General features: G+C 60.8%; 28 protein-coding genes. 22 read left to right on the top strand and 6 right to left on the bottom strand.

What is annotated here, in order from left to right; translation table 11 throughout:
* Positions 1 to 63 precede the first annotated feature (63 nt).
* A complete protein-coding gene (locus RSE14_RS01615; protein ID WP_324075508.1) occupies positions 64 to 633 on the top strand; it encodes a hypothetical protein in 570 nt (189 codons plus the stop codon).
* Positions 634 to 651: 18 nt separating this feature from the next.
* Here the strand turns inward: RSE14_RS01615 and RSE14_RS01610 are convergent, their stop codons facing one another.
* The 4 genes from RSE14_RS01610 to RSE14_RS01595 form a co-directional block, all read right to left on the bottom strand.
* A complete protein-coding gene (locus RSE14_RS01610; RefSeq protein WP_324075507.1) occupies positions 652 to 1044 on the bottom strand; it encodes a hypothetical protein in 393 nt (130 codons plus the stop codon).
* Positions 1041 to 2354, bottom strand: coding sequence for a recombinase family protein (locus RSE14_RS01605; protein ID WP_324075506.1), 1314 nt, complete (start codon positions 2352 to 2354; stop codon positions 1041 to 1043). Before RSE14_RS01605 ends, RSE14_RS01610 begins: the two co-directional genes overlap by 4 nt.
* A complete protein-coding gene (locus RSE14_RS01600) occupies positions 2351 to 2797 on the bottom strand; it encodes a DUF2924 domain-containing protein (protein ID WP_324075505.1) in 447 nt (148 codons plus the stop codon). The genes RSE14_RS01605 and RSE14_RS01600 overlap by 4 nt, the downstream gene beginning before the upstream one ends.
* Before the next feature lie 328 nt (positions 2798 to 3125).
* Positions 3126 to 3851, bottom strand: a complete 726-nt coding sequence (locus RSE14_RS01595; RefSeq protein ID WP_324075504.1) for a LexA family protein — start codon at positions 3849 to 3851, stop codon at positions 3126 to 3128.
* 331 nt (positions 3852 to 4182) lie between these two features.
* Here RSE14_RS01595 and RSE14_RS01590 point away from each other — a divergent pair, with 331 nt between their 5' ends.
* The 9 genes from RSE14_RS01590 to RSE14_RS01550 all read left to right on the top strand — a co-directional run bounded on the left by RSE14_RS01590 (position 4183) and on the right by RSE14_RS01550 (position 10949).
* Complete coding sequence (locus tag RSE14_RS01590; protein WP_324075503.1) at positions 4183 to 4524, top strand: hypothetical protein; 342 nt, start codon at positions 4183 to 4185, stop codon at positions 4522 to 4524.
* The gene (locus RSE14_RS01585; RefSeq protein ID WP_324075502.1) at positions 4524 to 5312 is read left to right on the top strand and encodes a PD-(D/E)XK nuclease family protein; all 789 of its coding nucleotides are present in this window, start codon (positions 4524 to 4526) and stop codon (positions 5310 to 5312) included. The genes RSE14_RS01590 and RSE14_RS01585 overlap by 1 nt, the downstream gene beginning before the upstream one ends.
* Before the next feature lie 79 nt (positions 5313 to 5391).
* Complete coding sequence (locus RSE14_RS01580; RefSeq protein ID WP_324075501.1) at positions 5392 to 5976, top strand: hypothetical protein; 585 nt, start codon at positions 5392 to 5394, stop codon at positions 5974 to 5976.
* A gap of 118 nt (positions 5977 to 6094) precedes the next feature.
* The gene (locus RSE14_RS01575) at positions 6095 to 8113 is read left to right on the top strand and encodes an AAA family ATPase (protein ID WP_324075500.1); all 2019 of its coding nucleotides are present in this window, start codon (positions 6095 to 6097) and stop codon (positions 8111 to 8113) included.
* Positions 8114 to 8306: 193 nt separating this feature from the next.
* On the top strand, positions 8307 to 8849 hold the full coding sequence (locus RSE14_RS01570) for a hypothetical protein (protein ID WP_324075499.1): 543 nt from the start codon (positions 8307 to 8309) through the stop codon (positions 8847 to 8849).
* A 115-nt stretch (positions 8850 to 8964) separates the two neighbouring features.
* Positions 8965 to 9504 carry a crossover junction endodeoxyribonuclease RuvC gene (locus RSE14_RS01565; RefSeq protein WP_324075498.1) on the top strand — a complete coding sequence of 180 codons (540 nt, stop codon included), beginning with the start codon at positions 8965 to 8967 and terminating at the stop codon, positions 9502 to 9504.
* Positions 9501 to 9758: a DUF6378 domain-containing protein gene (locus RSE14_RS01560; protein ID WP_324075497.1), complete on the top strand. Its 258-nt coding sequence runs from the start codon at positions 9501 to 9503 to the stop codon at positions 9756 to 9758. Before RSE14_RS01565 ends, RSE14_RS01560 begins: the two co-directional genes overlap by 4 nt.
* Before the next feature lie 156 nt (positions 9759 to 9914).
* Positions 9915 to 10526, top strand: coding sequence for a hypothetical protein (locus tag RSE14_RS01555; RefSeq protein ID WP_324075496.1), 612 nt, complete (start codon positions 9915 to 9917; stop codon positions 10524 to 10526).
* Between the two features lie 156 nt (positions 10527 to 10682).
* On the top strand, positions 10683 to 10949 hold the full coding sequence (locus RSE14_RS01550; RefSeq protein WP_324075495.1) for an HNH endonuclease: 267 nt from the start codon (positions 10683 to 10685) through the stop codon (positions 10947 to 10949).
* Between the two features lie 114 nt (positions 10950 to 11063).
* Here the strand turns inward: RSE14_RS01550 and RSE14_RS01545 are convergent, their stop codons facing one another.
* Positions 11064 to 11633 carry a hypothetical protein gene (locus RSE14_RS01545; protein ID WP_324075494.1) on the bottom strand — a complete coding sequence of 190 codons (570 nt, stop codon included), beginning with the start codon at positions 11631 to 11633 and terminating at the stop codon, positions 11064 to 11066.
* A 133-nt stretch (positions 11634 to 11766) separates the two neighbouring features.
* Between RSE14_RS01545 and RSE14_RS01540 the strand changes: the two genes are divergently transcribed.
* On the top strand, positions 11767 to 13056 hold the full coding sequence (locus tag RSE14_RS01540) for a site-specific DNA-methyltransferase (RefSeq protein ID WP_324075493.1): 1290 nt from the start codon (positions 11767 to 11769) through the stop codon (positions 13054 to 13056).
* Here RSE14_RS01540 and RSE14_RS01535 read toward each other — a convergent pair.
* Entirely contained in the window at positions 13001 to 13417 is a 417-nt protein-coding gene (locus RSE14_RS01535; RefSeq protein WP_324075492.1) for a thermonuclease family protein, read from the bottom strand. The two genes, RSE14_RS01540 and RSE14_RS01535, sit on opposite strands and share 56 nt — an antisense overlap.
* Before the next feature lie 86 nt (positions 13418 to 13503).
* Between RSE14_RS01535 and RSE14_RS01530 the strand changes: the two genes are divergently transcribed.
* From RSE14_RS01530 to RSE14_RS01480, 11 genes are read left to right on the top strand one after another with little or no spacing between them, the layout of a single operon-like run.
* Positions 13504 to 13986: a phage terminase small subunit P27 family gene (locus RSE14_RS01530; RefSeq protein WP_324075491.1), complete on the top strand. Its 483-nt coding sequence runs from the start codon at positions 13504 to 13506 to the stop codon at positions 13984 to 13986.
* 25 nt (positions 13987 to 14011) lie between these two features.
* Positions 14012 to 15739, top strand: a complete 1728-nt coding sequence (locus RSE14_RS01525; protein ID WP_324075490.1) for a terminase large subunit — start codon at positions 14012 to 14014, stop codon at positions 15737 to 15739.
* Positions 15736 to 16983 carry a phage portal protein gene (locus tag RSE14_RS01520; protein ID WP_324075489.1) on the top strand — a complete coding sequence of 416 codons (1248 nt, stop codon included), beginning with the start codon at positions 15736 to 15738 and terminating at the stop codon, positions 16981 to 16983. The genes RSE14_RS01525 and RSE14_RS01520 overlap by 4 nt, the downstream gene beginning before the upstream one ends.
* Positions 16980 to 17639 (top strand): HK97 family phage prohead protease, encoded by a 660-nt coding sequence (locus tag RSE14_RS01515; RefSeq protein ID WP_324075488.1) that lies wholly within the window; start codon positions 16980 to 16982, stop codon positions 17637 to 17639. Before RSE14_RS01520 ends, RSE14_RS01515 begins: the two co-directional genes overlap by 4 nt.
* Before the next feature lie 23 nt (positions 17640 to 17662).
* Positions 17663 to 18928 (top strand): phage major capsid protein, encoded by a 1266-nt coding sequence (locus RSE14_RS01510; protein WP_324075487.1) that lies wholly within the window; start codon positions 17663 to 17665, stop codon positions 18926 to 18928.
* Positions 18929 to 18982: 54 nt separating this feature from the next.
* Positions 18983 to 19183: a hypothetical protein gene (locus RSE14_RS01505; protein ID WP_324075486.1), complete on the top strand. Its 201-nt coding sequence runs from the start codon at positions 18983 to 18985 to the stop codon at positions 19181 to 19183.
* Positions 19183 to 19725, top strand: a complete 543-nt coding sequence (locus RSE14_RS01500) for a head-tail connector protein (protein ID WP_324075485.1) — start codon at positions 19183 to 19185, stop codon at positions 19723 to 19725. Before RSE14_RS01505 ends, RSE14_RS01500 begins: the two co-directional genes overlap by 1 nt.
* Positions 19710 to 20063, top strand: a complete 354-nt coding sequence (locus RSE14_RS01495; RefSeq protein ID WP_324075484.1) for a phage head closure protein — start codon at positions 19710 to 19712, stop codon at positions 20061 to 20063. The genes RSE14_RS01500 and RSE14_RS01495 overlap by 16 nt, the downstream gene beginning before the upstream one ends.
* Positions 20060 to 20623 (top strand): HK97-gp10 family putative phage morphogenesis protein, encoded by a 564-nt coding sequence (locus RSE14_RS01490; RefSeq protein ID WP_324075483.1) that lies wholly within the window; start codon positions 20060 to 20062, stop codon positions 20621 to 20623. The genes RSE14_RS01495 and RSE14_RS01490 overlap by 4 nt, the downstream gene beginning before the upstream one ends.
* The gene (gp17, locus tag RSE14_RS01485; RefSeq protein ID WP_324075482.1) at positions 20620 to 21024 is read left to right on the top strand and encodes a tail completion protein gp17; all 405 of its coding nucleotides are present in this window, start codon (positions 20620 to 20622) and stop codon (positions 21022 to 21024) included. The genes RSE14_RS01490 and gp17 overlap by 4 nt, the downstream gene beginning before the upstream one ends.
* Positions 21025 to 21051: 27 nt before the next feature.
* Positions 21052 to 21513, top strand: a complete 462-nt coding sequence (locus RSE14_RS01480; protein WP_069309497.1) for a hypothetical protein — start codon at positions 21052 to 21054, stop codon at positions 21511 to 21513.
* The last annotated feature ends 10 nt before the right edge of the window (positions 21514 to 21523 follow it).

Raw genomic sequence — 21523 nt, 5'->3', positions numbered from 1 at the left:
ATGCGACGCTTTTCCCATGGAATTTTGAAAACAAATGCCAGAACGAGGCTTGAGGGATGCGGAATGATCACCGTTGACGACCTTGCAGATCGCCAATCCAAGATATTCGACGCGCTCAAACGCAGACACGCCGACCTGGATCGATACGCCTACACTATACGATCGCTCAGATCGCTGAATGTAGCCCAGAATCAGGAATACCAAAGGACATTCAACGGCTTATATATGGTCAGAAGGAACGCATCTTGGCGTTCAAAGTTTTACGGCCTACTCGAAACGTGCAAAACCGATAGCGAACCGAAATTCGTCATGGTTCTGGATAAGTTGTTTAAGGAAACGGGGCGCATTGAAGCCTCCTTCGCCTCCAAGCTTATCGCGACAATCAATCCAGCTCTCCCTGTTTACGACTCAATCGTCCGCATTAACCTTGGGCTTCCTCAAAGGAGTGGCCGCGGCAGTGACCGTATCGAACTTCTCTTGACCGATTATGCGAATATCCAGGCTCACTCTTCCGAACTGACCAAAAATCTGAAATTTCAGGAATTGCGAGCAACGTTCGATAAGCAATTCCCAGAATTTATGGATTTTTCAGACGCAAAGGTCCTTGATTTAATGATCTGGCAGGTGCGCTAATTCGCAGTATCGGAATATCTAAAGTTCCCGAAACATCTCTCGCTGCTCCTTCCAGCAATATGGGATTGGACGCTTGAGCATCTGCAGTTTGATGCCGCGCGGTTGTTTGCCGGCAAGCACCATTTCCACAATGTCTGGAGCCAGAAGGGTCATTCGCAAAAGTCGGCTAACATAGGAGCGGTCGATCTTTTCTTTGGCCGCAATCTCATCAACGCTCTCATAAACCCCTTGCTCGATGAGATTGCGCCAGCGGAACCCCCGGGCAATCGCTTTCACCAGCGTTAGGTCCTGCGCATTCGGCAGCCCAACACTCCGCCCTTCCTCGGTATCCGGAGTGATGATCAGCTTACGTCCTCCCCGCCGACGAAGGGCAATGGGAACACGGATCTCTATTTGCCGCTCCGAGTTCACGCAGCCTCCAACTCTCGCGGCTGCATAGCTCCTATGTCTTCAACAAGGTCGAAAATTCCATTCGCATGGAACCTGATGGACATGCTGTCGACGCCAAGTTCGACACGAGATACGAGCAGCCTGACGACGCGGGACTGTTCGCCTGGGAACAATTGATCCCAGAGCAGATCCAACTCGATCAGCGCCGAACGCATTTCCATCTCACCAAGAGGCAGTGCCATTTTCCGAGCAGCGTTTACCGCTTCTGCGAGGACCTCGGGTGTTTTGATGCGATCGCGCAGTTGCTTAACCACTGCGGCCTCGATTTCCGCCGCGGGCACTCGAGGCACGAAACCGCTGCCTGCGCCGAGCTTCAGTTCAGTTTGGCTGACATAATAGCGATAGAGCTTACCCTTTCGACGCGTATGCGACGGCGACATGGCCCGACCGTCCTGGCCAAACAACAAGCCCTTCAGCATCGAAGGCGTGGTGGCGCTGTTTTGCCGCGAGCGTGTCCCCGGGTTGATGGCCAGGATCTTTTCGACCTTTTCCCACAGCGGCATGTCTATGATCGCTTCGTGCTCCCCAGGGTAACTCACCCCCTTGTGCAGCGCCTCGCCCAGATAGACGCGGTTGCGTAGGACCCTTGCGACAAAGGCCTTGTCGAGCGGCTTTCCACGCCGATTCTTGATACCATCAGCCTGCAACTCGCGGACAATGTCGACATTCGAGCCGATCTGCACGAACCGCTCAAAAATCCGCTTCACGACCTTTGCCTCCTGAGGGTCGACCAGGAGTTTCCGGTCGAGGACGCGGTAGCCCAGTGGCACCGCGCCACCCATCCACAAGCCGCGTTTTCGGGAGGCAGCAAACTTATCCCTGATCCGCTCGCCAATGACCTCTCGTTCGAACTGCGCGAAGGAGAGCAGGACATTAAGGGTAAGTCGGCCCATGCTCGTGGTCGTGTTGAAGGATTGGGTAACCGAAACAAAGGTAACACCATTTCGCTCGAACGTGTCGACGAGCCTCGCAAAATCCATGAGCGAACGAGACAGGCGATCGATCTTGTAGACCACCACGACATCGACTTGCCCCTCCTCGATGTCTGCCAGAAGCCTCTTCAGGGCCGGCCGCTCAAGAGTTCCGCCGGATACCCCGCCATCATCGTAGTGGTTCGGGAAGAGCATCCAGCCCTCAGCACGCTGACTGGCAATAAACGCCTCGCAGGCATCCCGTTGCGCATCCAGGGAGTTGAATTCCTGATCGAGCCCCTCTTCGGTGGATTTGCGCGTGTAGACAGCGCAGCGCAGTTTGCGGACAGGCTGGTTCATCCCAGTTCTCCCGAGCGCTTCAATCCGAAGAAGACCAGGCCATTCCAACGAGTCCCCGTGATCGCCCGGGCTATGGCCGAGAGAGAGCGATAGGGCTTTCCTGCATATTCAAAGCCATCCTCGAGGACGGTCACACGATGTTCGGCCCCTTGGTATTCGCGGACGATCTGCGTGCCGGTGACCAATCGGCCACGGACAGAAACTTCACGCACCGCCTTCTTACCTCCATCAAGCTCCTCACCAAGGGCTTCAAGCCTGGCGACCGTTTGACGACTGAGCGTGCCCAGGGCCAATTCCTGGATGCGATAGGCGATGCGGCTTTCGAGAAACCTGCGGTTGTAGCCCGGCGCTTCACTGTCGAAGTATCGGGTCCACAGATCCCGCAACTCAGTTGTGCTGGCTTTTTTGAGCCCGGCGAGGCGGGACAAGACCGTTTCGTTCATGCGTCACTCCCGTTTGTTCGGGAGGCACTACCGCTCTGCTGCGAGGCAAAGTCGACCGAACTATCTCCATGGCCGTCAGATAAAGAACTGGACTTTCCGTGCATGCGCATGGCGCCAAGAGCCAAGATCTGACCCAACTCGGCCATCCGTTCGGCTGCTGTCATATGCTCCGGCGCAAGGCCGTTGGATCGGGTTAAAACACGCATCTAACATCCATAGGTTCTGGTTTGGCTCAACGATTCGAGCTGTTGCAACACCCACAGATATAGTTGGATTCATCCCTTCCAAATTGATGATGTGGTCAAAACCCTCTTGACAAAGGGTTCTGTCATCGCCGGCGCTTGTAGAGACTCTGATGCGCCCGCAGCACGATTGCGATGATCGTGACCCCTTCATCGCTGACACTGTTTTCGTCGGGCCGTCCGATGATGATTGGCTCCTGGAACTCCGCCCGCGTGGACTCGGCACGTAAGATGAAATTCTGCCCATCGTGGTCGAGTCGCTTGCAAGTCAGTTCGTGCAAATCATGTCGGTCTCGCTGCACGATGACGATATCGCCAGGCTGAGGCTCGACATAGCCATAGGCTACTCGAAGACACTCGAGATCCGATCCAGGCGGGATGACCTTGTCCATTGAATAGCCTTCCATGCGGAGAGCTAGTCGCTCACTGCCAGGAAATGGATTGGGCCCAACTTCAATGGAATAGCGATCTTCAGCACCCCATTCAGTTTCTTCACGCCAAACACCCGCGGCAACCGCACCGACGACTTCGAGCGTCTCATAAGGCTGTGCCCCGCCCACGCGGTGCATCACCGAGGCGGCTGCCGGTATCATCTGAGAAATATCCATTTCCAGGGCCTTGGAAAGCCCGACAAGCGTATCAAGGGTCGGGTTCGCGCTTTTCCCCTTGATGATGTCCCTGACCAGATACGGGTTCTTACCGCCAGTCGCTGCAAGCGAGAGGGACCGCGAGTTCCACTTGGCATCAGGGGCGGTCGCCTCTTCGAGAACCTTGCGAAGGAAGGCGATGTTGAAGGCAGAAGGCTGGGTCATAGTCTGTGGGTAACATTGTGGGATGCTTCCCGCAATCTTAATTGTGGGATTCCGCCCTACTTGTGAAGTTGGATTGCTCTCGAGATAAGGGGTGTATGACACATCCCATTGTCTCAGAAATTGATTCGTTCCTCAAGGCCAACCAGATGGCTGAGAGCTATTTCGGCCGCAAAGCCGCCAACGACTGGAAGCTCGTTCGCCAACTCCGGGCCGGACGCCGCCTTTGGCCCGACACCGAGGCAAAGATCCGCGCCTTCATGGCTTCGTACCAGAAACCAGCCCGCGGTCGCCTTTCCCATCGCTCATCCACCGATTCTCAAGGTAGGGTATAATGCAGAACATATCACGAACAAATACGCGTCGACAGCTTGGCCATGAGCTGCTGTTTTGCGCCTGGCTCGCCAATGCCACCGGCGGCGATCGCTACGAGTATCACCGCGGATTCCTCGCTAAGGACCTCGACAATGGTCCAAAGCGCCGCCTCGGCGATAAGGAGCGCAAGGTTCTCGAGCGGCTGGCCGAACGTGTTCGCTGGGCATCAGAAAAGGGGTGTGTCCACCTTCTGCAGGAGCGCCTGGGTCCTGATTGCTACAGCTATATAGCTGTCGCCAGGCCCAGAGCTCCCGGCGCACGACATCCCTTGGCAGACATCGAACTGGCGGAGGTGGCGTGATGGCAAACGCCTTTGAACGCCATGGTCTCGATCACCTCTCGGCATCCTCGATCAACCTATTTGTCGCGCAGCCTGCGATGTGGGCGATGCAAAAGCTGCTCCGCCGAAAATCATCGGTCGGGCCTGCAGCACACCGCGGCACGGCTATCGAGGCTGGTGTGGAAATGGGACTGTTCGATCCGGCCGTATCAGTCGAGGCCTGCCAGGACCTGGCGGTCGCCAGGTTCAACCAGTTGACGGCCTTGTCCTCCGATCCTGCAGTCCAGAAGGAACGCGTCAACATTGCGCCAGCCGTTGCCATCGCACTTGCGGAACTAAGGCAGTACGGGATCCCAGAGGCTGCGGAGGGCAACCGACAACACCGTATCGAGGTTCTGCTGCCTGGCGTGCCTGTGCCGTTCATCGGCTGGCTCGACTTCTGGTTTCCCGCGCGCGGGATCATTGTCGACCTTAAGACGCAGGGCAGGCTGTCCTCGAAGATCTCGGATCCCCATGCCCGGCAGGGCGCGATCTATCATGCTGCCCACGGCAACAACGAGATCCGCTTTGCCTACGTCACGCCCCAGAAGATCGGCGTCTACCGGCTGGAGGATCCGCGCACGCACATTGCCCGCGTGGTCAGCATCGCCCGGTCCATCGAGCGGTTCCTGAGCCTGTCGGATGACGGGGCTGAACTGACGGCCGCGCTCTCACCGGATCTGGACAGCTTCTACTGGAACGATCCCGGCTCCCGAGCGGCAGCTCAAGAAATCTGGGGCCTCGCCCCCGAGGCCGCGCCGCAGGCCTGACACGCGGCAACTCCCAAGCAAACAAGGAAACAGGAAAATGGGTTTTATGTCTGTCCCGTCGTCTGGCGGGGACTTCAAGGTGTTCGTCTCCTACAATGCGAAGGCGGGCCGTTGGTACACGAAGAATGACGGCAAGGACGAGCCGCTGTTCGAGGTGACCGACATGACCGCGGTCTTCGATATGCCGAACCTCGAAACCGGCTGGTTCAAGTTCAGTGCCGGCGTCGCGCCCGAAAAGATCATGGATCCCTCGCTGGCGGAAGCTGCCCCCAACCCCGGGGCGGACTTCAAGCGCGGCTTCCAGATCGACCTCTATTCCGAGAAGAACCTGATGGGACTGCGGGAGTTCAGCTCGACGGCTGGGATCGTCATTGAGGCGATGAACAACCTCTACGATCTCTGGATGGCAGCGCCGGAAAATGCGTCGGGCCAGCTGCCGGTCGTTCGCTGCTCGGGCGTGCTGCCAATCTCCAACAAGCACAGCACTAACTACCAGCCGACTTTCGAGATCGTGGGCTGGACTGATCGGCCGGCCGCTCTCGCCGGTAACGGGGCAGCGCCTCCGCGAGCTGCCGCACCTGCACAGGCCGCGCTTCCGCCGTCGGCACAGCATATGCCGCCGCCCGCGGTCGGCAGCGCGAAGGTTGGTGCGCCGGTGTTCTGATCCCCAATGCCGGGCTGCTTAGGTGGCCCGGCATCCCCCGGCGATCCCCCGCTATCCCCCACACATCCCCCAGGGGATCCCCCACCTGTCCTCCGTTCAGAAAGTGGTCCTGGCCGCCATGGCGCGTCGCATTGAAACCGGCAGCATCGACATCGACGCGATCAAGGACCAGTTCCCTCTGGCCGACGAGGTGCGCCGTCATCTGACGCTTAAGCGCCGCGGCGCAATGCTGGTCGGCCTTTGCCCCTTCCACATGGAGCGCACGCCCTCCTTCGCGGTCTATCCCGTTGAACAGCGGTTCCATTGTTTCGGCTGCGGAGCGCACGGTGACATCTTCGATTTTCTCGAGGCCCAGGAAGGTCTCGATATCCGCGGCGCTGCTGACCGGCTGACTGGCGGCAACTTTCCGGTCATGTCGGAAGCCCGCGTCGCTGAGCTCAGGGCGCGTCAGGCACGGTTCGAAGCCGAGCAGGCCGAGCGCCGCAAGCTCGCCGCTGACCAGATGCGTCTGCGCTGGGCTGGCGCTGATCCCACCTATTCATCCCACCCCTATCTCACAGCCAAGGGCATCAAGCCGGGTGGTACGCGGCTGGACCGCGAGCACATCCTGGTGCCGCTGTTCGATGCTGCCGGTGAGCTCACCTCGCTGCAGTCGATCGACCCGGCCGGCCACAAGCTGTTCGAGGCAGAACTCCCAGTTGCAGGCTCGGCCTTCGTCATGGGCACGCCAATCCCTATGACCAAAGCCCCGGTGCTCGTCTGCGAGGGTTTTGCGACGGGTGCATCGCTCCATGAAGCGACTGGCCATACCGTCGTGGTCACCTTCAATGCTGGGAACCTGACCAAGGTTGCCGAACGACTGGTCGCTGCGTTTCCCAAGACCCGCTGGATTGTGGCCGGTGACGATGATCGGCACAAGGTGCCCAATGTCGGCCGCGAGGCTGCGGGCAAGGCTGCCCAAGTCCTTCGCTGTGAGACCGTGTTCCCGGTGTTCCCCGAAGGCCACCTCGGCACCGACTTCAACGACATGGCCCAGCTAGCAGGTCACAAAGCGGTCGCGGCTCTGTTTGCCGCCAGCGCTGGCCCTGATGTGTTCGAGACCCTCAGTCTCGATGAACTCGTTAATATGCCACCGCCCACATGGCTGATCGAAGGGCTCGTCCCTCAACACGGTTTGGTCCTGCTTTATGGCCGGCCTGGCGAGCACAAGACCTTCATTGCCGTCGATGGATCCTTGCGCGTTGCCTATGGCCTCGACTGGCACGGCCGAGCCGTCAAACGCGTCGGCGTTCTCTACATTGCCGGCGAAGGCCGGTTCGGAATCGGGCAGCGCATCAAGGGCTGGCGCAAGAAGCATGGCCTTGCCGGTGTCGATGCGCCGTTCAAGCTGCTGCCGATCGCGGTCCACATGCTGGATCCAGCCAATGTCGAGAAGCTCAAGCGCACGATCGATCAGGTCCGCGAGGAGGTCGACTTCGAGATCGGGATGGTCGTCATCGACACTGTCTCGCGCGCCATTCCCGGCCAGGACGAGAACAGCCAGGAAGCGATGTCGCTGTTCGTCGATGCCTGCGCCGAGATCCAGAACCACTGCGGCGGCGTCGTCATCGGCATCCACCATTCGGGCAAGGATGCTGACCGGGGCATGCGTGGGTCCACCGTGCTGCTCGGTGGCTGCGATACGGCGATCCGGGTCGCCAAGGAGGAGGACCATACCGTCCTCTCGGTCGAGAAGCAGAAGGACGGTGAAGAGATCGAGGACGTCCATTTCACGATGGAGGTTGTCGATATCACCAGTGGGCTTGGCAAGGAGCAGAGCACGCTGGTTCCTGTCATCGGGGCTGGGGCAACGCCGGCCGCCGAGAAGCGGCTCAGCTGGCACCAGATCCGTGAAATCTTCAAATCGATCGACGACGCCTGGCGCGACGGGGTGCCCTGGTCGGTATTCCCGCACGCACGCCGCAAGGGACGTTTCGCGGTCGATCTCATCTCGGATCAATACGGTGTCACCAAGCGCGAAGCCGAGGCCTGCATCACCAAGTGGCAGCAGAATGGCTACCTCGTCACCGAGGCCGGAAAGTTCCACGGCAAGGCCTCCGGTCTCCGGGTCGTCAAGTTCCTGGAGCCGGACCGATGAACCCAAAATCCGAGTTGTCGGAAGCAGTCGGAAGCACGGAAATGCGTCAGTCGGAAGCTTGTCGCAAGCCGTCGGAAGCACGGTCGGAAGCAGTCGGAACGCGCAGTCGCTTCCCCCCCACACCCCCTAAGGGCTTCCGACTGCGCTTCAGGCGCGTCGTCAGCCTCAACTTTAGCGAAGAAAGGAGGGGCGCATGAAAGGCGCGCCACCGACCCGCCATGCGCAGATCAGCGACATGCAGGTCATCATCAAATGTGTCGACCAGCGGGGACGTGAAATGGACGAGCGCTGGGGCATCGGGCGTTTGCCCATGCTGGTTCCGATCGAGTGGGCTGAACGCTTCCATGCGCAGCACAAGATGTTCAACGCTGCGGTATGGGAGTTCGATCTCGCTCTCGTTCGCCGGCATGGTGATGCGATGCTGCGGGCTTACGACAAGCTCGACGAGCTCGCACGTGAAGCCAAGGGCGAACCGCTGCCGGTCGATCAGTGGGAGTTCGAGACGACTGATGGCCTCGTCATTCTGGTTCGTGATCTTCGCGATACCGGTCGGGCCCAGCGCCATGGCCGGGAGGCCCAGGTCTGGGCGCTGGACGAGATCGCCAACGTCATCCGCTGCCACCCGATCCTCGCTGCCGCGAAGGACGCGTTCCCCGGCGCGCAGGTCGTGAGTGTCCGGCCCAATAAGAGAACCCTCCAGGAGCTTGACGACGAGCTCTCGGACATCCCGTTCTGATGGAGGCGCCAATGTCCTGAAAACCATCACCCCAGACCGGACGACGGTGGTTCGTACCGCCAAGCACAAAACCGCCGCCGCCCGCACCACGACCCATCCCCATTGGAGAATCATCATGGATGTTCTGACTCTGCCTGCGTTCCCGCGCAGCGCAACCCCGCCGGCGAGCCCTCCGGTCACCATAACCCGCGGCGCGATGGTTGCGCTCGACCTCGGCACCAACACCGGTTGGGCCCTTCAAGGCCGCGACGACATCATCATCAGCGGCACCGTATCCTTCAGGCACACCCGCTTTGATGGTGGCGGCATGCGATACCTGCGCTTCCGCCGCTGGCTGGAGCAACTCGACATCGACGCCGGTCCCATTGAAGCGGTCTACTACGAAGAGGTCCGGCGGCATGCCGGGACTGATGCAGCCCACGGATACGGAGGATTTCAAGGGATTCTGTCTGCTTGGTGCGAGGAACACCTGGTTGCCTACCAGGGCGTGCCCGTTGGCACGATCAAGCGATTTATCTCTGGCAAAGGCAACGCCGCCAAGGCCGCCGTGATCGAAGCTGTTCAGCTTAGGGGCTTCGCCCCCGCAGACGACAACGAGGCTGATGCGATCGCCATCCTGCTCTGGGCCATTGAGACCCGTGGAGGTGTGCGATGACCACTTGGTCCATTCTCGGTCACACCGCAAAGGTTCTGGAAGAACGCCGCGACGATTACGGCGACCCCGCTGAACAGTTCCGGGCAATTGCCGATCGCTGGTCAATCACGCTGGGAGCCCCCATCACCCCGGCACAGGTTGCCCTGTGCATGATCGACCTGAAGCTTACCCGCCTCACTTACGATCCAGGCCACATCGACAGCATGGTTGATATCATTGGCTACGCAGCACTTCTGCGGGAGGTCCGCTCATGAGCATGACCTCAAGGATCTATGACAGCGCACGTCAACGAGACGGCGAGCAACTTCGTCGCGATGGATGGCGAGACGGCATCTTCGCTGTGAACGTCAGTGACCAGCGCCTCACTACCCTCGAACGTGAAGCGATCCGGTCAATCGGGGAACGGCTTTATGGAGGCGCCCGTGGCAAGAGGCCGTAAGCGCAAATCAGGAAAGCGTTATCCGTCGGGCAAACTGGTGCAACCGAGCAAGACGGAAACCCAGCGCGAAGTGACCGCAACGGTGATCGAAACCCGCCAAAGGCACTACGGAGTGACCGCGAGGCAAGCCAAGGATGAACGCCTTGGCTCTGCCATTGGGCGCCTGGCATTTGCCGGTAAAATCTCGGCCGAACAACTAGCAGCGGCTGAGCTTTACGGTGATCTAATGGCACGACACCGCGCGGTGATGGGCCTGCCAGCTGCAAACCCTGTCTCATCCGCTTGGCTAATAATGGAGCAAGGCATCATCGGTCGCAGCACAACCGAGCCAGATCCTGAGTATGTAACCAAGATCCGAAAGCGCACAGTTGCAGCCGTCGTGATGCTGAGAGCATGCGACAGTGACGCGCCGGCAACTACCGGCAGACGGCCCAGCATTTTGGTTCACAATGTCGTTTGCCATGAGGCGGATACTTCGGGCTGGTGCCCCGGAGATCTTCGCAATCTGAAGCACGGGCTCGAAGCGTTGGTCACTCTATTCAGGATCAAAACGACCAGTTCGTTACCGGATAACTCATCTTAGGATTCTTCATTATAAAACTGATCTATATAGATAATATTTTAGGAATGGGTTGACGAGAGATTGCCTATACTGTATGCACTTCCGAAATAGATCGTTGCGAATTGCGCCCGGAGCCTGGCTGGCCTTCCGGGCGTTATTCATTTCAGGCGTCGTGCAATGACTGAACGACTTCGAGGACGCCAGGCAGTTGCGCAGCGCCTCCGTCGCTTAAGGGCAGAACCACTCTGTCGTGATTGTGCCTCCAACGGGATCATCCGCGAGGCGACCGTACCTGATCACATTATACCCCTGGCCCATGGCGGATCGGACCGGGACAGCAATATCCGCTGCCTCTGTGCCGAGTGCCATGCCAAGCGGACTGCCGAGCAATTTGGCCAACGCAGGACGGCTAGCGTTGGCGCCGACGGGTGGCCGCTCGGATGACGGGGTCAGGGGGCGGATCGAAAGTCTGGGGCCTTCGGACGGGAAACCGCGCTTGGACCAAACTTTTCGCGCCCGCGAGTTAGCAACCGGGGGTGAACAACTAGTCGGCTCGATTTAACTGGACGGCGCACACCCGCAGGCACCGCATCCACAGACGATCCAGCCACAAGCTGGGCACTCGAATTGCACCATGTTGTCCAGCGGATGTTTACAGGCCCAGCAATGCGTCATGCGATGCACAAACGGCTTTTCAGAAGAACGCAACGCACCTGAAGGCATGCCTTGTTTCTCCAGAAACCTGTTGTGATTTTCCTGCGTCACCTTCGCTATCAGATTTGGCTCGGTATCGATCCGGTGGACTAGCGCATTGATTGCACCCTCCAAGCCAATGTCGTCTGTCGCGGAAAACCGGATGCTACCTCTCGTCGCAGTCGCGCGAAATTTCCCGGATTCATATGATGCTACGATCAGATATTCACCATGCCGGGTGGTTCTGACCTCCCTACTGCGCAAAATATCGTCAACGTAACCCTTCGCCTGATCTATCGCGTCTTCAAGGGTCGCGCCTTTGAACGTCTTACGGGCGATGCTTCTTCCGTGCACAGCAGCCTGGCAGTCGCCTTTCCAGAAGGCGGCAATGATATCAGCCCCCTTGTAAGATAGTTTCTGGCGCTGTTCTGGCACTAACCATTCCTCTTTTCGACTAGCGGATCACGCCCCCGCACTGAATTCAGAAGTTAGCCTCGGCTCAACAACCAAAACAAGCTCTGCTTGGTCGATTCACGACTCCTCTCTCGCCAATGTGATCGAGACATCTATGCAGCAAGATTGGCCGGCCCAGAACAGTGAGTTCTGGCCGATAGAGAAAATTACGCCCTACGCGCGCAACTCCCGCACGCACTCGGATGAACAGGTCGCCCAGATCGCTGCTTCGATCCGCGAATGGGGCTGGACCAACCCGGTGCTGGTCGATGAGGACGGCGGCCTGATCGCCGGTCACGGCCGCCTGCTAGCGGCGCGCAAGCTCGGCCTGACGCAGATCCCGACCATGGTCGCCAAGGGCTGGAGCGAGGCCCAGAAAAAGGCCTACGTCATCGCCGATAACAAGCTCGCGCTCAACGCCGGCTGGGACCTTGAACTGCTCGCCGTCGAACTCGGCGATTTGCAGGGCTTCGACTTCGATCTGCTCCTGACCGGGTTCTCGGACGACGAACTGGGCAAGCTGCTGGCTGAAAAGACGGGGGGTAACACCGACCCCGACGACATACCGGAAGCGCCGATCGATCCCATCGCCAAACCTGGCGATGTCTGGCTGCTCGGCAAGCACCGGCTGGTCTGCGGCGACAGCACGGATGCCGATACGGTCGCCAAGGCACTGAACGGCGTCTCGCCCCACCTGATGGTCACCGATCCACCCTATGGCGTGGAATACGATCCGGCGTGGCGGGAGAAGGCCGGTGTTGCCGCCTCCGGCACAGCCAAGGGCAAGGTACTGAACGATGACAAGGCGGACTGGCGAGATGCCTGGACCCTGTTCCCAGGCGATGTCGCCTATGTCTGGCACGCCGGCCTCTTCGCCGGTGTTGTGGGCGACAGCCTTGCCGCCTGCGATCTCATGCTTCGCTCCCAGATCATCTGGGACAAGGGTCAACTGGTTCTATCCCGCGGCGATTATCACTGGGAACATGAGCCCTGCTGGTATGCTGTAAAGAAGGGCGCCAAGGGTCACTGGGCCGGCGACCGCAAGCAGACCACTGTCTGGCACATCGCCAAGCCCAAGAAGAACGAGACGGGCCACGGAACCCAGAAGCCGGTCGAGTGCATGAAGCGGCCGATCGAGAACAATTCCAGCCCAGGTCAGGCAGTTTACGAGCCGTTTTCAGGCTCGGGCACGACCATCATTGCCGGCGAGATGACGGGCCGCTCGATCCACGCGATCGAGCTAAACCCGGTCTACGTCGATGTCGCAATCAAGCGCTGGCAGGATTTTACTGGAAAGGCTGCTACCCTTGAGGGTGACGGCCGTACCTTCAATGAAATAGCCGGGATCGTCAGCAGCGATGACCCCGCCAGTACCGATCCCATCTCAGAGCCCAGCCACCCCTGACCATCGCGCAAGAGATATCGCCAGATTTCGGCGACACGCACCAAGCCGCAGTTCGTGCCCCCCCGGCACCGCCTTCAGAGCGGCACTCCATTGCCGGACCGCTTACAAGAATATGCCCCTCACGCGACACGCCGACAGGGCGACCGATCAGCCTGACCAGCGCATCTCGAGCGTCTTCCGCTGAGGCACGCGGGCATGGTTGATTGGACCTGCAGCTGCCGTCCGATTCGCGGGCAGCGATGCCGGACAAGCGGATACGCGGACCTTCGGCGCACCAGACCGGCCCATCACCGTCCCAGACCCGGGTCGGCGTGCAAGTAAACGTCGTGCCTTGCGGTGCAATCACTGCGGCAGCGGCCATGATCAAAAATTCAAATATCGCCGTGTCCTCGGATTTTGGAGGCTTGGAACCTGTCTGGCGCGAGACATAGAGGAAGGCGCTCGGCCATGAAACCCGGAACGAAACCGAAGCCCACCCATCTGAAGTTGGTCACGGGTAATCCCGGCAAGCGGACACTGAACCGCAAGGAGGCTAAGGCCAAGGCTGCCATCCCCTTGCCACCCCACCATTTGACCACCGACGCAGTTGAAGAATGGAACCGGGTTGCAACCGAGCTCTATAATATCGGGATACTCTCCGAGATCGATCGGGCAGCCCTCGCTGCCTACGCCATGGCCTATGGCCGCTGGGTCCAGGCTGAACGGGCAATCGCGAAGATGGCCGAGAAGGACCAGCTGACCGGCGGCCTCATGATCAAGACATCGAACGGCAACGCGATCCAGAATCCGCTGGTGGGCACCGCCAACAAGGCGGCGGCGGACATGATGCGTTACGCCGCAGAATTTGGGATGACGCCGAGTGCCAGGAGCAGGATCGCGGCCCAGCCGCCAGAAGAAGGCACGGACCCCGCCGACCGCTTCTTCGCCTGACCGGACCCTCGCCTATGCCAAGGCGGTGGCCGCAGGCGAGATCGTCGCGGGGCCGCATGTCCGCAATGCCTGTAAACGGCACATAGCAGATCTGAAGCGCAAAGACGGGATCTGGTTCGACCAGACGGCCGCCAATCATGCCTTTGCCTTTTTCGAGGAGGTGCTGAAGCTGTCGGAAGGCCAGTTCGAGGGCGAGCCCTTCGAGCTCCAGCCCAGCCAGGCGTTCATCGTCGGTTCGCTGTTCGGCTGGAAGCGCAAGGACGGCCGCCGCCGGTTCCGCCGCGCCTACATCGAACAGGGCAAGGGCAACGGGAAGTCGCCGGTTGCAGGCGGCATTGGCATTTACGGGATGACCGCCTGCAAGGAGGCAGGCGCCCAGATCTATGCGGCTGCTGCCAAAAAGGAACAGGCCAACATTCTGTTCCGCGATGCGGTGAAGATGGTGCGGCAGTCCCCGGCGCTGGCCCGGCGCCTCGAGTTTTCTGGCGGCCCCGGCCGCGAGTTCAACATCGCGCATCTGGCCAGCGGGAGTTTCTTCCGCCCGGTGTCGCGCGATACAGGCAAGACCGGCTCGGGCCCTCGGCCATACTTCGTGCTGGCGGATGAGGTCCACGAGCTGCCCGACCGCTCGATTATCGAGATGCTGGAGCGCGGCTTCAAGTTTCGCCGCGATCCGCTGCTGTTCATGATCACCAACTCGGGCTCGGACCGCAATTCGGTCGCATGGGAGGAACACGAACACGCCATCCGGGTGGCGGCTGGTAACCCTGACGCAGTGACTGACCCGACCTTTCTCGGGCAGGTCCTCGACGACACGACGTTCAGCTATGTCTGCGGGCTTGATGAAGGCGACGACCCGCTGACCGACCCCAGCTGCTGGATTAAGGCGAACCCGCTGCTGGGCGTCACGATCACCGAGCAATACCTCTCGGAAGTCGTGGCGCAGGCGAAAGCCATCCCGGGGCAATTGAACGGGATCCTGCGGCTGCACTTCTGTGTGTGGACCGATGCCGAGACCGCCTGGATGTCGCGCTCGACGCTCGAGCCGCTGCTGGCAGAGTTCGAACCCAAGGCTGGTGGGCCCGTCTGGCTCGGGCTCGACCTTAGCCAGAACCGGGATTTGACTGCGCTGGCTGCGGTTCAGCGAAGTGGCGAGAAGGACGGCAAGCCCTGCTTTGATGCCTGGGTCGAGGTTTGGACGCCGGGTGACACACTGGCTGCACGGGTGCTGCGCGACAAGCAGCCCTATGACCTCTGGGTCGCCGACGGATTTCTGAACGCGCCTGCCGGCGAGAACATCAGCTTTCGCCATGTGGCCCAAGCCCTTGCCGAAATGGCCTCGGACTACCGGGTCGAGGCGGTCGCCTACGACCGATACGCTTTCCGGCGGTTCGAGGAGGAGGTCGCCGAACTCGGGCTCGACCTCGCCTTTGTCGAGCACCCGCAGGGCGGCACAAAGCGGGCCAAGCCTGCGGGCGAGATGACCGAAGGGCTCTGGATGCCGGGCTCGCTCCGGCGCGTCGAAGAACTGATCCTTGAGGGCCGCATCCGGCTCAAACGCAATCCGGTCCTCATCTCGGCAATGATGTCGGCGGTCACCGAGACCGACCGCTGGGACAACAAGTGGCTCTCCAAACAGCGGGCCATCAACAAGATCGACGCAGCCGTCGCGCTGTGCATGGCAGTGGGGGCAGCGATGGCAGGCGATACCTCCGGCTCCATCGATGACTGGCTGAAGAGCCTGGCATCATGAAGCTGCTGCAAAAGGCGGTCGGCTACCTCGCGCGCTCCATCGGCCTCACTGACCCGCGGCCGGTGCAAGCCGCAGGCGGCCGCACGACGACGACCGGTGAACTGGTTTCGGCCAACTCGGTGCTTGGGCTCGCCTCGGCATGGGCCTGCGTCAATCTGCTGGCCGGTACGATCGCCTCGCTTCCGCTCATGGTCTACCGGACCCGGGGCGGCGCAAGGACGGTGGCAACCGACCATCCGCTTTACCGGATCCTGCACGAGAGCCCGAATGCCGACCAAACCGCGGTCGACTTCTGGGAATTCATCTGCGCATCGATTGAACTCAGCGGCAATGCCTATGCCGAGATCATCCGTGGCAGCAATGGCCGGGTGGTCGCTCTCAGTGTTCCCATCGCGCCGGAACTCATGACTGTCCGCCGCCTGCGTGACGGCAGCCTCGAATATGAGTGGTCCGACAATGGGATCCGTTCCATCGTCGGCCAGGACAATATGCTGCATATTCGGGGCTTCGGCGGCAACCCGCTGGGCGGTCTTTCGACCCTCAGCTTCGGACGCCAGACTTTCGGATTGGCGCAGGCCATCGAACGGGCCTCAGGCGACACATTCCGCAACGGGGTGCGGCCGTCTGGCCTGCTCAAGACTGCCGACAGCCTGACGCTCGATCAGCGCAAACAGGCCGAGGAACTGCTGCAGGAGAAGTTTGCCGGCGCGATCAACGCCGGGCGGCCAATGCTGCTCGATCGCGGCATGGACTGGGTCCAGCTCTCGATCAGCCCGGAAGATGCCCAGATGCTGCAAAGTCGGGCCTTCTCGGTCGAGGAGGTTTGCCGCTTCTTCGGCGTGCCGCCGTTCATGGTCGGCCACACCGAGAAGACCACTAGCTGGGGCACCGGTCTCGAACAGCAGACGCTGGGGTTCCAGAAGTTCACGCTGCGTCGGCGTTTGAAGCGCATCGAACAGGCGCTGGCCAAACAGTTGCTCTCGCCCGCCGACCGGCAGGCGGGACTCGTCATCGAGTTTAACCTGGAAGGCCTGCTGCGCGGCGACAGCGCCGCACGCGCCTCCTTCTACCAGCAAATGCTGACCAATGGCGTGATGACAATCAACGAGGTTCGCGCGCTGGAAAACCTGCCGCCGGTCAATGGCGGCGATGTCCCTCGCATGCAGATGCAGAACGTGCCCATCAGTCAGGCAGGATTGCTGCCGCCAACCGGAGCGAATGCCCCATCGGAGCCCCCTAAATGAAACACCTCACCCTGACCCTCAAATCCAGTGACCTTCAGGACACCGGGCAGTTCGAGGGCTACGCCTCGACCTTCGGCAATGTCGACCAGGGCGGCGACCTCATCGAACCTGGCGCTTTCCGGGAGAGCGTCGCCAAGGCCCGCGCCGAAGGCTGGGGCATCCCGATGCTCTGGCAGCACGACCAGCGCGAACCGATCGGCGTCTGGCGTGACATCTTCGAAGATGACCGCGGCCTGTTCGTGCGCGGGCAGTTGATCCTGGACGGCGATCCCGTCGCCCAGCGCGCCTATGGCAAGCTGAAGCACGGCGCGCTTGGGGGCCTCTCGATCGGCTACACCATCCCCAAGGGCGGTGCCGCTCCCGATCCCTACAAGGCCGGCGTCTTGCGCCTCAAGAAGATCGATCTTCGCGAAATCAGCCTCGTCACCATGCCCATGAATACCGAGGCCAAGGTGACGGCGGTCAAGACCCTGACGGACGGGCAGATCCTGCCGTCGCTCCCAGAATTTGAGAATTTCCTGCGCGAGGCAGGGTTCTCGAAAAGCCAGGCCACCGCAATCGCGGGCAAAGGCCTCAAATCACTGCTCCGGAGTGAGTCCGGCAGTGAGACCTCTACCGACTTCCTGTCGGCACTCGCCGCGCAAATTCGCGGCTGAACCTCACTCCACGGAGCTACCAAATGACTGACACCAAGAGCGCCGAGCAGCTTGCCGGCGAAGTGAAGGCTGCGTTCGAAGCGCAGCAGCAGGCCGTAAAGAAGGACTTCGATACCCGCCATGACGAGGTCAAGGCGCTCGCCGAGGAAGCTCTTGGCAAGGCCGCCAAGGGCGAAGAGCTCTCTGCATCGACTAAACAACTGGCTGATGAGGCGCTTACCGCACTCAATGAAGCGAAGGCCCGCCTCGACGAGGTCGAGCAAAAGCTCGCCCGCAAAAAGCAGGACGATGAACGCGTCGCTCCGCGCTCACTCGGCGAACAGGTGGTCACTAATGAGGCGATCCAGCCGTTCCTCAACAGCAAGACTGCCCGGGGCCGTGCCAGCGTCGAGGTGAAGGCGATCATTTCCGCACTCACGACCGACGCCAATGGCTCGGCCGGCGACCTGATTGTGCCGGATCGTCAGCCAGGGATCATCGCGCCCAATCAGCGCCGGCTGACGGTGCGCGACCTGCTGACCCCGGGGCGCACCAACAGCAATGCCGTCCAGTATGTGAAGGAAACCGGCTTCACCAATGCGGCTGCCACCGTCTCGGAAACGGCTGGCGCCACCAAGCCGCAGACCGACATCAAGTTCGATGTCGTGACCAGCAGCGTTACTACGATCGCCCACTGGGTTCTCGCCACCCGCCAGATCCTCGACGATGTGCCGATGCTGCAGTCCTACATCGACGGCCGCCTGACATATGGCCTGGCGCTCGTTGAAGAGAACCAGCTGCTCAACGGCGGGGGTACCGGCACCGATCTGCACGGCGTCTACACCCAGGCGACCGCCTTTGCGCCGCCGATCACCATCCCGGCGCCTGTCACCCGCATCGATGTCCTGCGCCTCGCCATGCTGCAGACCGCTCTTTCCGAGCTTATGTCGACGGGCGTCGTTCTGCACCCGTCTGACTGGGCAGCGATCGAACTGCTTAAGGACACGACCGGCCAGTTCATCATCGGCAATCCGCAGGGCAACCTATCGCCGACGCTGTGGGGGCAGCCGGTAGTGGCAACGCAGTCAATGGCGACGGGCAAGTTCCTGACCGGCGCCTTCCAACTCGGCGCGCAGATCTTCGACCGCATGGACGCCATGGTCGAGATCTCGACCGAGGACGACCAGAACTTCCGCAAGAACCTGGTGACGGTCCTGGCCGAAGAGCGCCTCGCGCTCGCGGTCTACCGCCCGGAGGCTTTCGTGAAGGGCGACTTCGCCGCTGCTGCCACCGCGGCAACGGCTGCGTGATGATGCAGGGGCCGGCTCGTTCCGGCCCCTCTCATCCAACGGAAGGGATAACCCATGATCCTCAAAGCCCTTGATACCCTGCACATCAGCTCGGTCAGTTCCAACAACATCCTGGCTGGCCAGAGCTTCGAGCTCGACGATCATTTTGGCCGACAGCTGATCGAACGCGGGCTCGCGGTCGAGGTCGGCGGGAGTGAACCGGCCCCTGCTGTCACGCGCAAATCAGGCTCCACGCACCGCACCAAGGTGGAATAATGTCTGAGATCGTCACGATCGAGCCACCTCAGGACCGTGCCGTAACGCTCGAGGAAGCACGCCAGCAGCTTCGGCTTGATGGCCGCGACGAGGACCTGTTGCTCGGCGCTAAACTGGACGCGACCCAAGCCGAGCTTGAGCAGCAGACTGGCCTGAAGCTGTGCGAACAGACCATCGAACTGCAGCTGGAAAGCTGGGAAGATGAGATCACCGTGCCCATCCGGCCCTGCTCAGTGGCCGAGATCCGCTACACTGCCCCTAACGGGGCAACGATGACCCTGCCAGAGGCAGACTTTGTCGCCCGCAAGCGCCACGGGTTCACCCGCATCCGCCCGGCATCCGGGAAATCCTGGCCCGATCTGGGTGAAGACGGCCTGATCCGGATCACACTGTCGGCCGGATTTGATGAGAACGACCCTGATCTGGCGATCGCCCGCGCTGCGATCCTCGTCAAAACCGCATCCCTGTTTGAAAACCGCGAAGGTGCAGCCTGTCTCGCCTTCGACACGTTGGTGGGTCAGCTCAAATGTCGCCGGATCTAGCCTCGAAGCTCGACACAAGGATCCGGATTGAGCGCAAGGTAGTCACGCACGACCCGCACTATGGCACCGAACAGGTCAATTGGACCGAGTTCGCCTGCGTTTGGGCCGAGGTGAAGGACATTCTCCCGTCCAAGGCCGAGCGCCTGGCCGACAGCATCCAAATTGATCGCCGTCCCGCCCGGATCCGCATTCGGTACCTGGCAGGGCTCGCCGCAGGTATGCGGGTCATCATCGATTCATGCGTCCACCAGATCATTTCCGGCCCTGCAACGCTGGGGCGGCGGGAGGCCATGGAGTTCATGGTCGAGGAACATTCGAGCGAAGGAGCCGCACCATGACGATCCGGCTCAAGGGCGGCCCTGAACTGCTGCGTTTGCTCGATGAATTGCCCAAGAACCTGGAGCGCAACGTGATCCGTGGAGGTCTTCGGGCTGGCGCCAAGGTGATCCAGCAGCAGGCCAAGGCCAATGTCCCGGTCAAGACCGGACAATTGAAGCGCGCGATCGGGATTGGCACCCGAACCGACGGCGCCAAGCTCTCGTCTTACGTCAAACTGCGTGGGAAAGGCTCCTATCTTGGCCTGTTCATTGAATATGGGGTCGCACCTCACCTGATCTCAGTTTCCGAGGCGGACAAGCCGGTGCGTGAGACCCGGCGTGGCCCGCGCAAAGTCAGTATCGGCACAATCAACAAGATGGTGAAGCGCGGCAGCCTCAAAATTGGCGAGAACTTCGTCGGGCCCACGGTCATGCACCCGGGTCACGCCGCGAAACCCTTCCTGCGCCCAGCGCTTGACCAGAAAGCCGAGGAAGCGGTGAATGCCATGGGCTCCTACATCGCCCACCGCGTCCAGATCGGTAACCTGAAGGCACCGACCCTCGAGGTCGATGACGAATGAACGGTGTTATTGCGGTCCGCTCGCTCCTGGTGGCTGACACCGGGGTGACGTCGCTTGTCCCCGTTGCGCGGATCGCCGCTGGGATGCTGGCGCAGGGCACGGACTTGCCGGCGATATCGCTGATGTCGGTCAGCAGTGTCGACCGCAACGTTCCGGCTCCGGGCGCGAAACGCCGCGTCACCGAGCGCGTGCAGGTGACCGTTCTGGCCCGGACCTACCCTGAAGTGAAAGCCATTATCGCAGCCGTCCGCCAAGCGGCGGCCGACCAGATGCCTACCATCGACGGGCTCTTTGACGTGACCGTCCACACAGATTCCGCCGGTCCTGATTTCCTCGACGAGGAGACCGGCATCCACATGCAGACGCAGGATTTTCGCGTCTCATTCAACGAGGCGCGCTGAGCCTCACCTTCATAAGGAACTGCTACCATGACCGTTCGGACTTCCGCCGGCACCACCTTGAAGGTGTCGGCCTCTACCCCTGCGACCTTCGATGCCACCGGCTACAATGCGCTCACCATGACCGTGGTCGGCGAGGTTTCCGATCTCGGTGAGTTCGGCCGCGAGTTCAATCTCGTCACCTTCAATCCCGTAGGCAGCCGCGGCGTCGTCAAGAAGAAGGGCAGTTTCAACCAGGGCACGATGCAGATCCAGCTGGGTCTCGACACCGACGATGCCGGCCAGATCCTGCTCAAGTCCGCCTCGCTGTCGGACGCTGACCACAGCTTCCTCGTCACCACCCAGAACGGCGACAAGTACTATTTCCAGGCGCAGGTCATGAGCTTCAAGGTCAATGTCGGTTCGGTCGATCAGATCACCACCGCCACCGTGACCCTGGAACTCACCACCAACTCCGCCGGTGTGGGCATTGTCGAAGTCCTCGCGCCCTGATCCCTGACAT

The organism is Erythrobacter sp. (genome assembly GCF_035194505.1).
In the GTDB taxonomy this organism is placed as follows: Bacteria; Pseudomonadota; Alphaproteobacteria; order Sphingomonadales; family Sphingomonadaceae; genus Erythrobacter.
The sequence above is the reverse complement of the archived record's forward strand: the minus strand, read 5'-3'. Positions and strand labels throughout refer to the sequence as shown.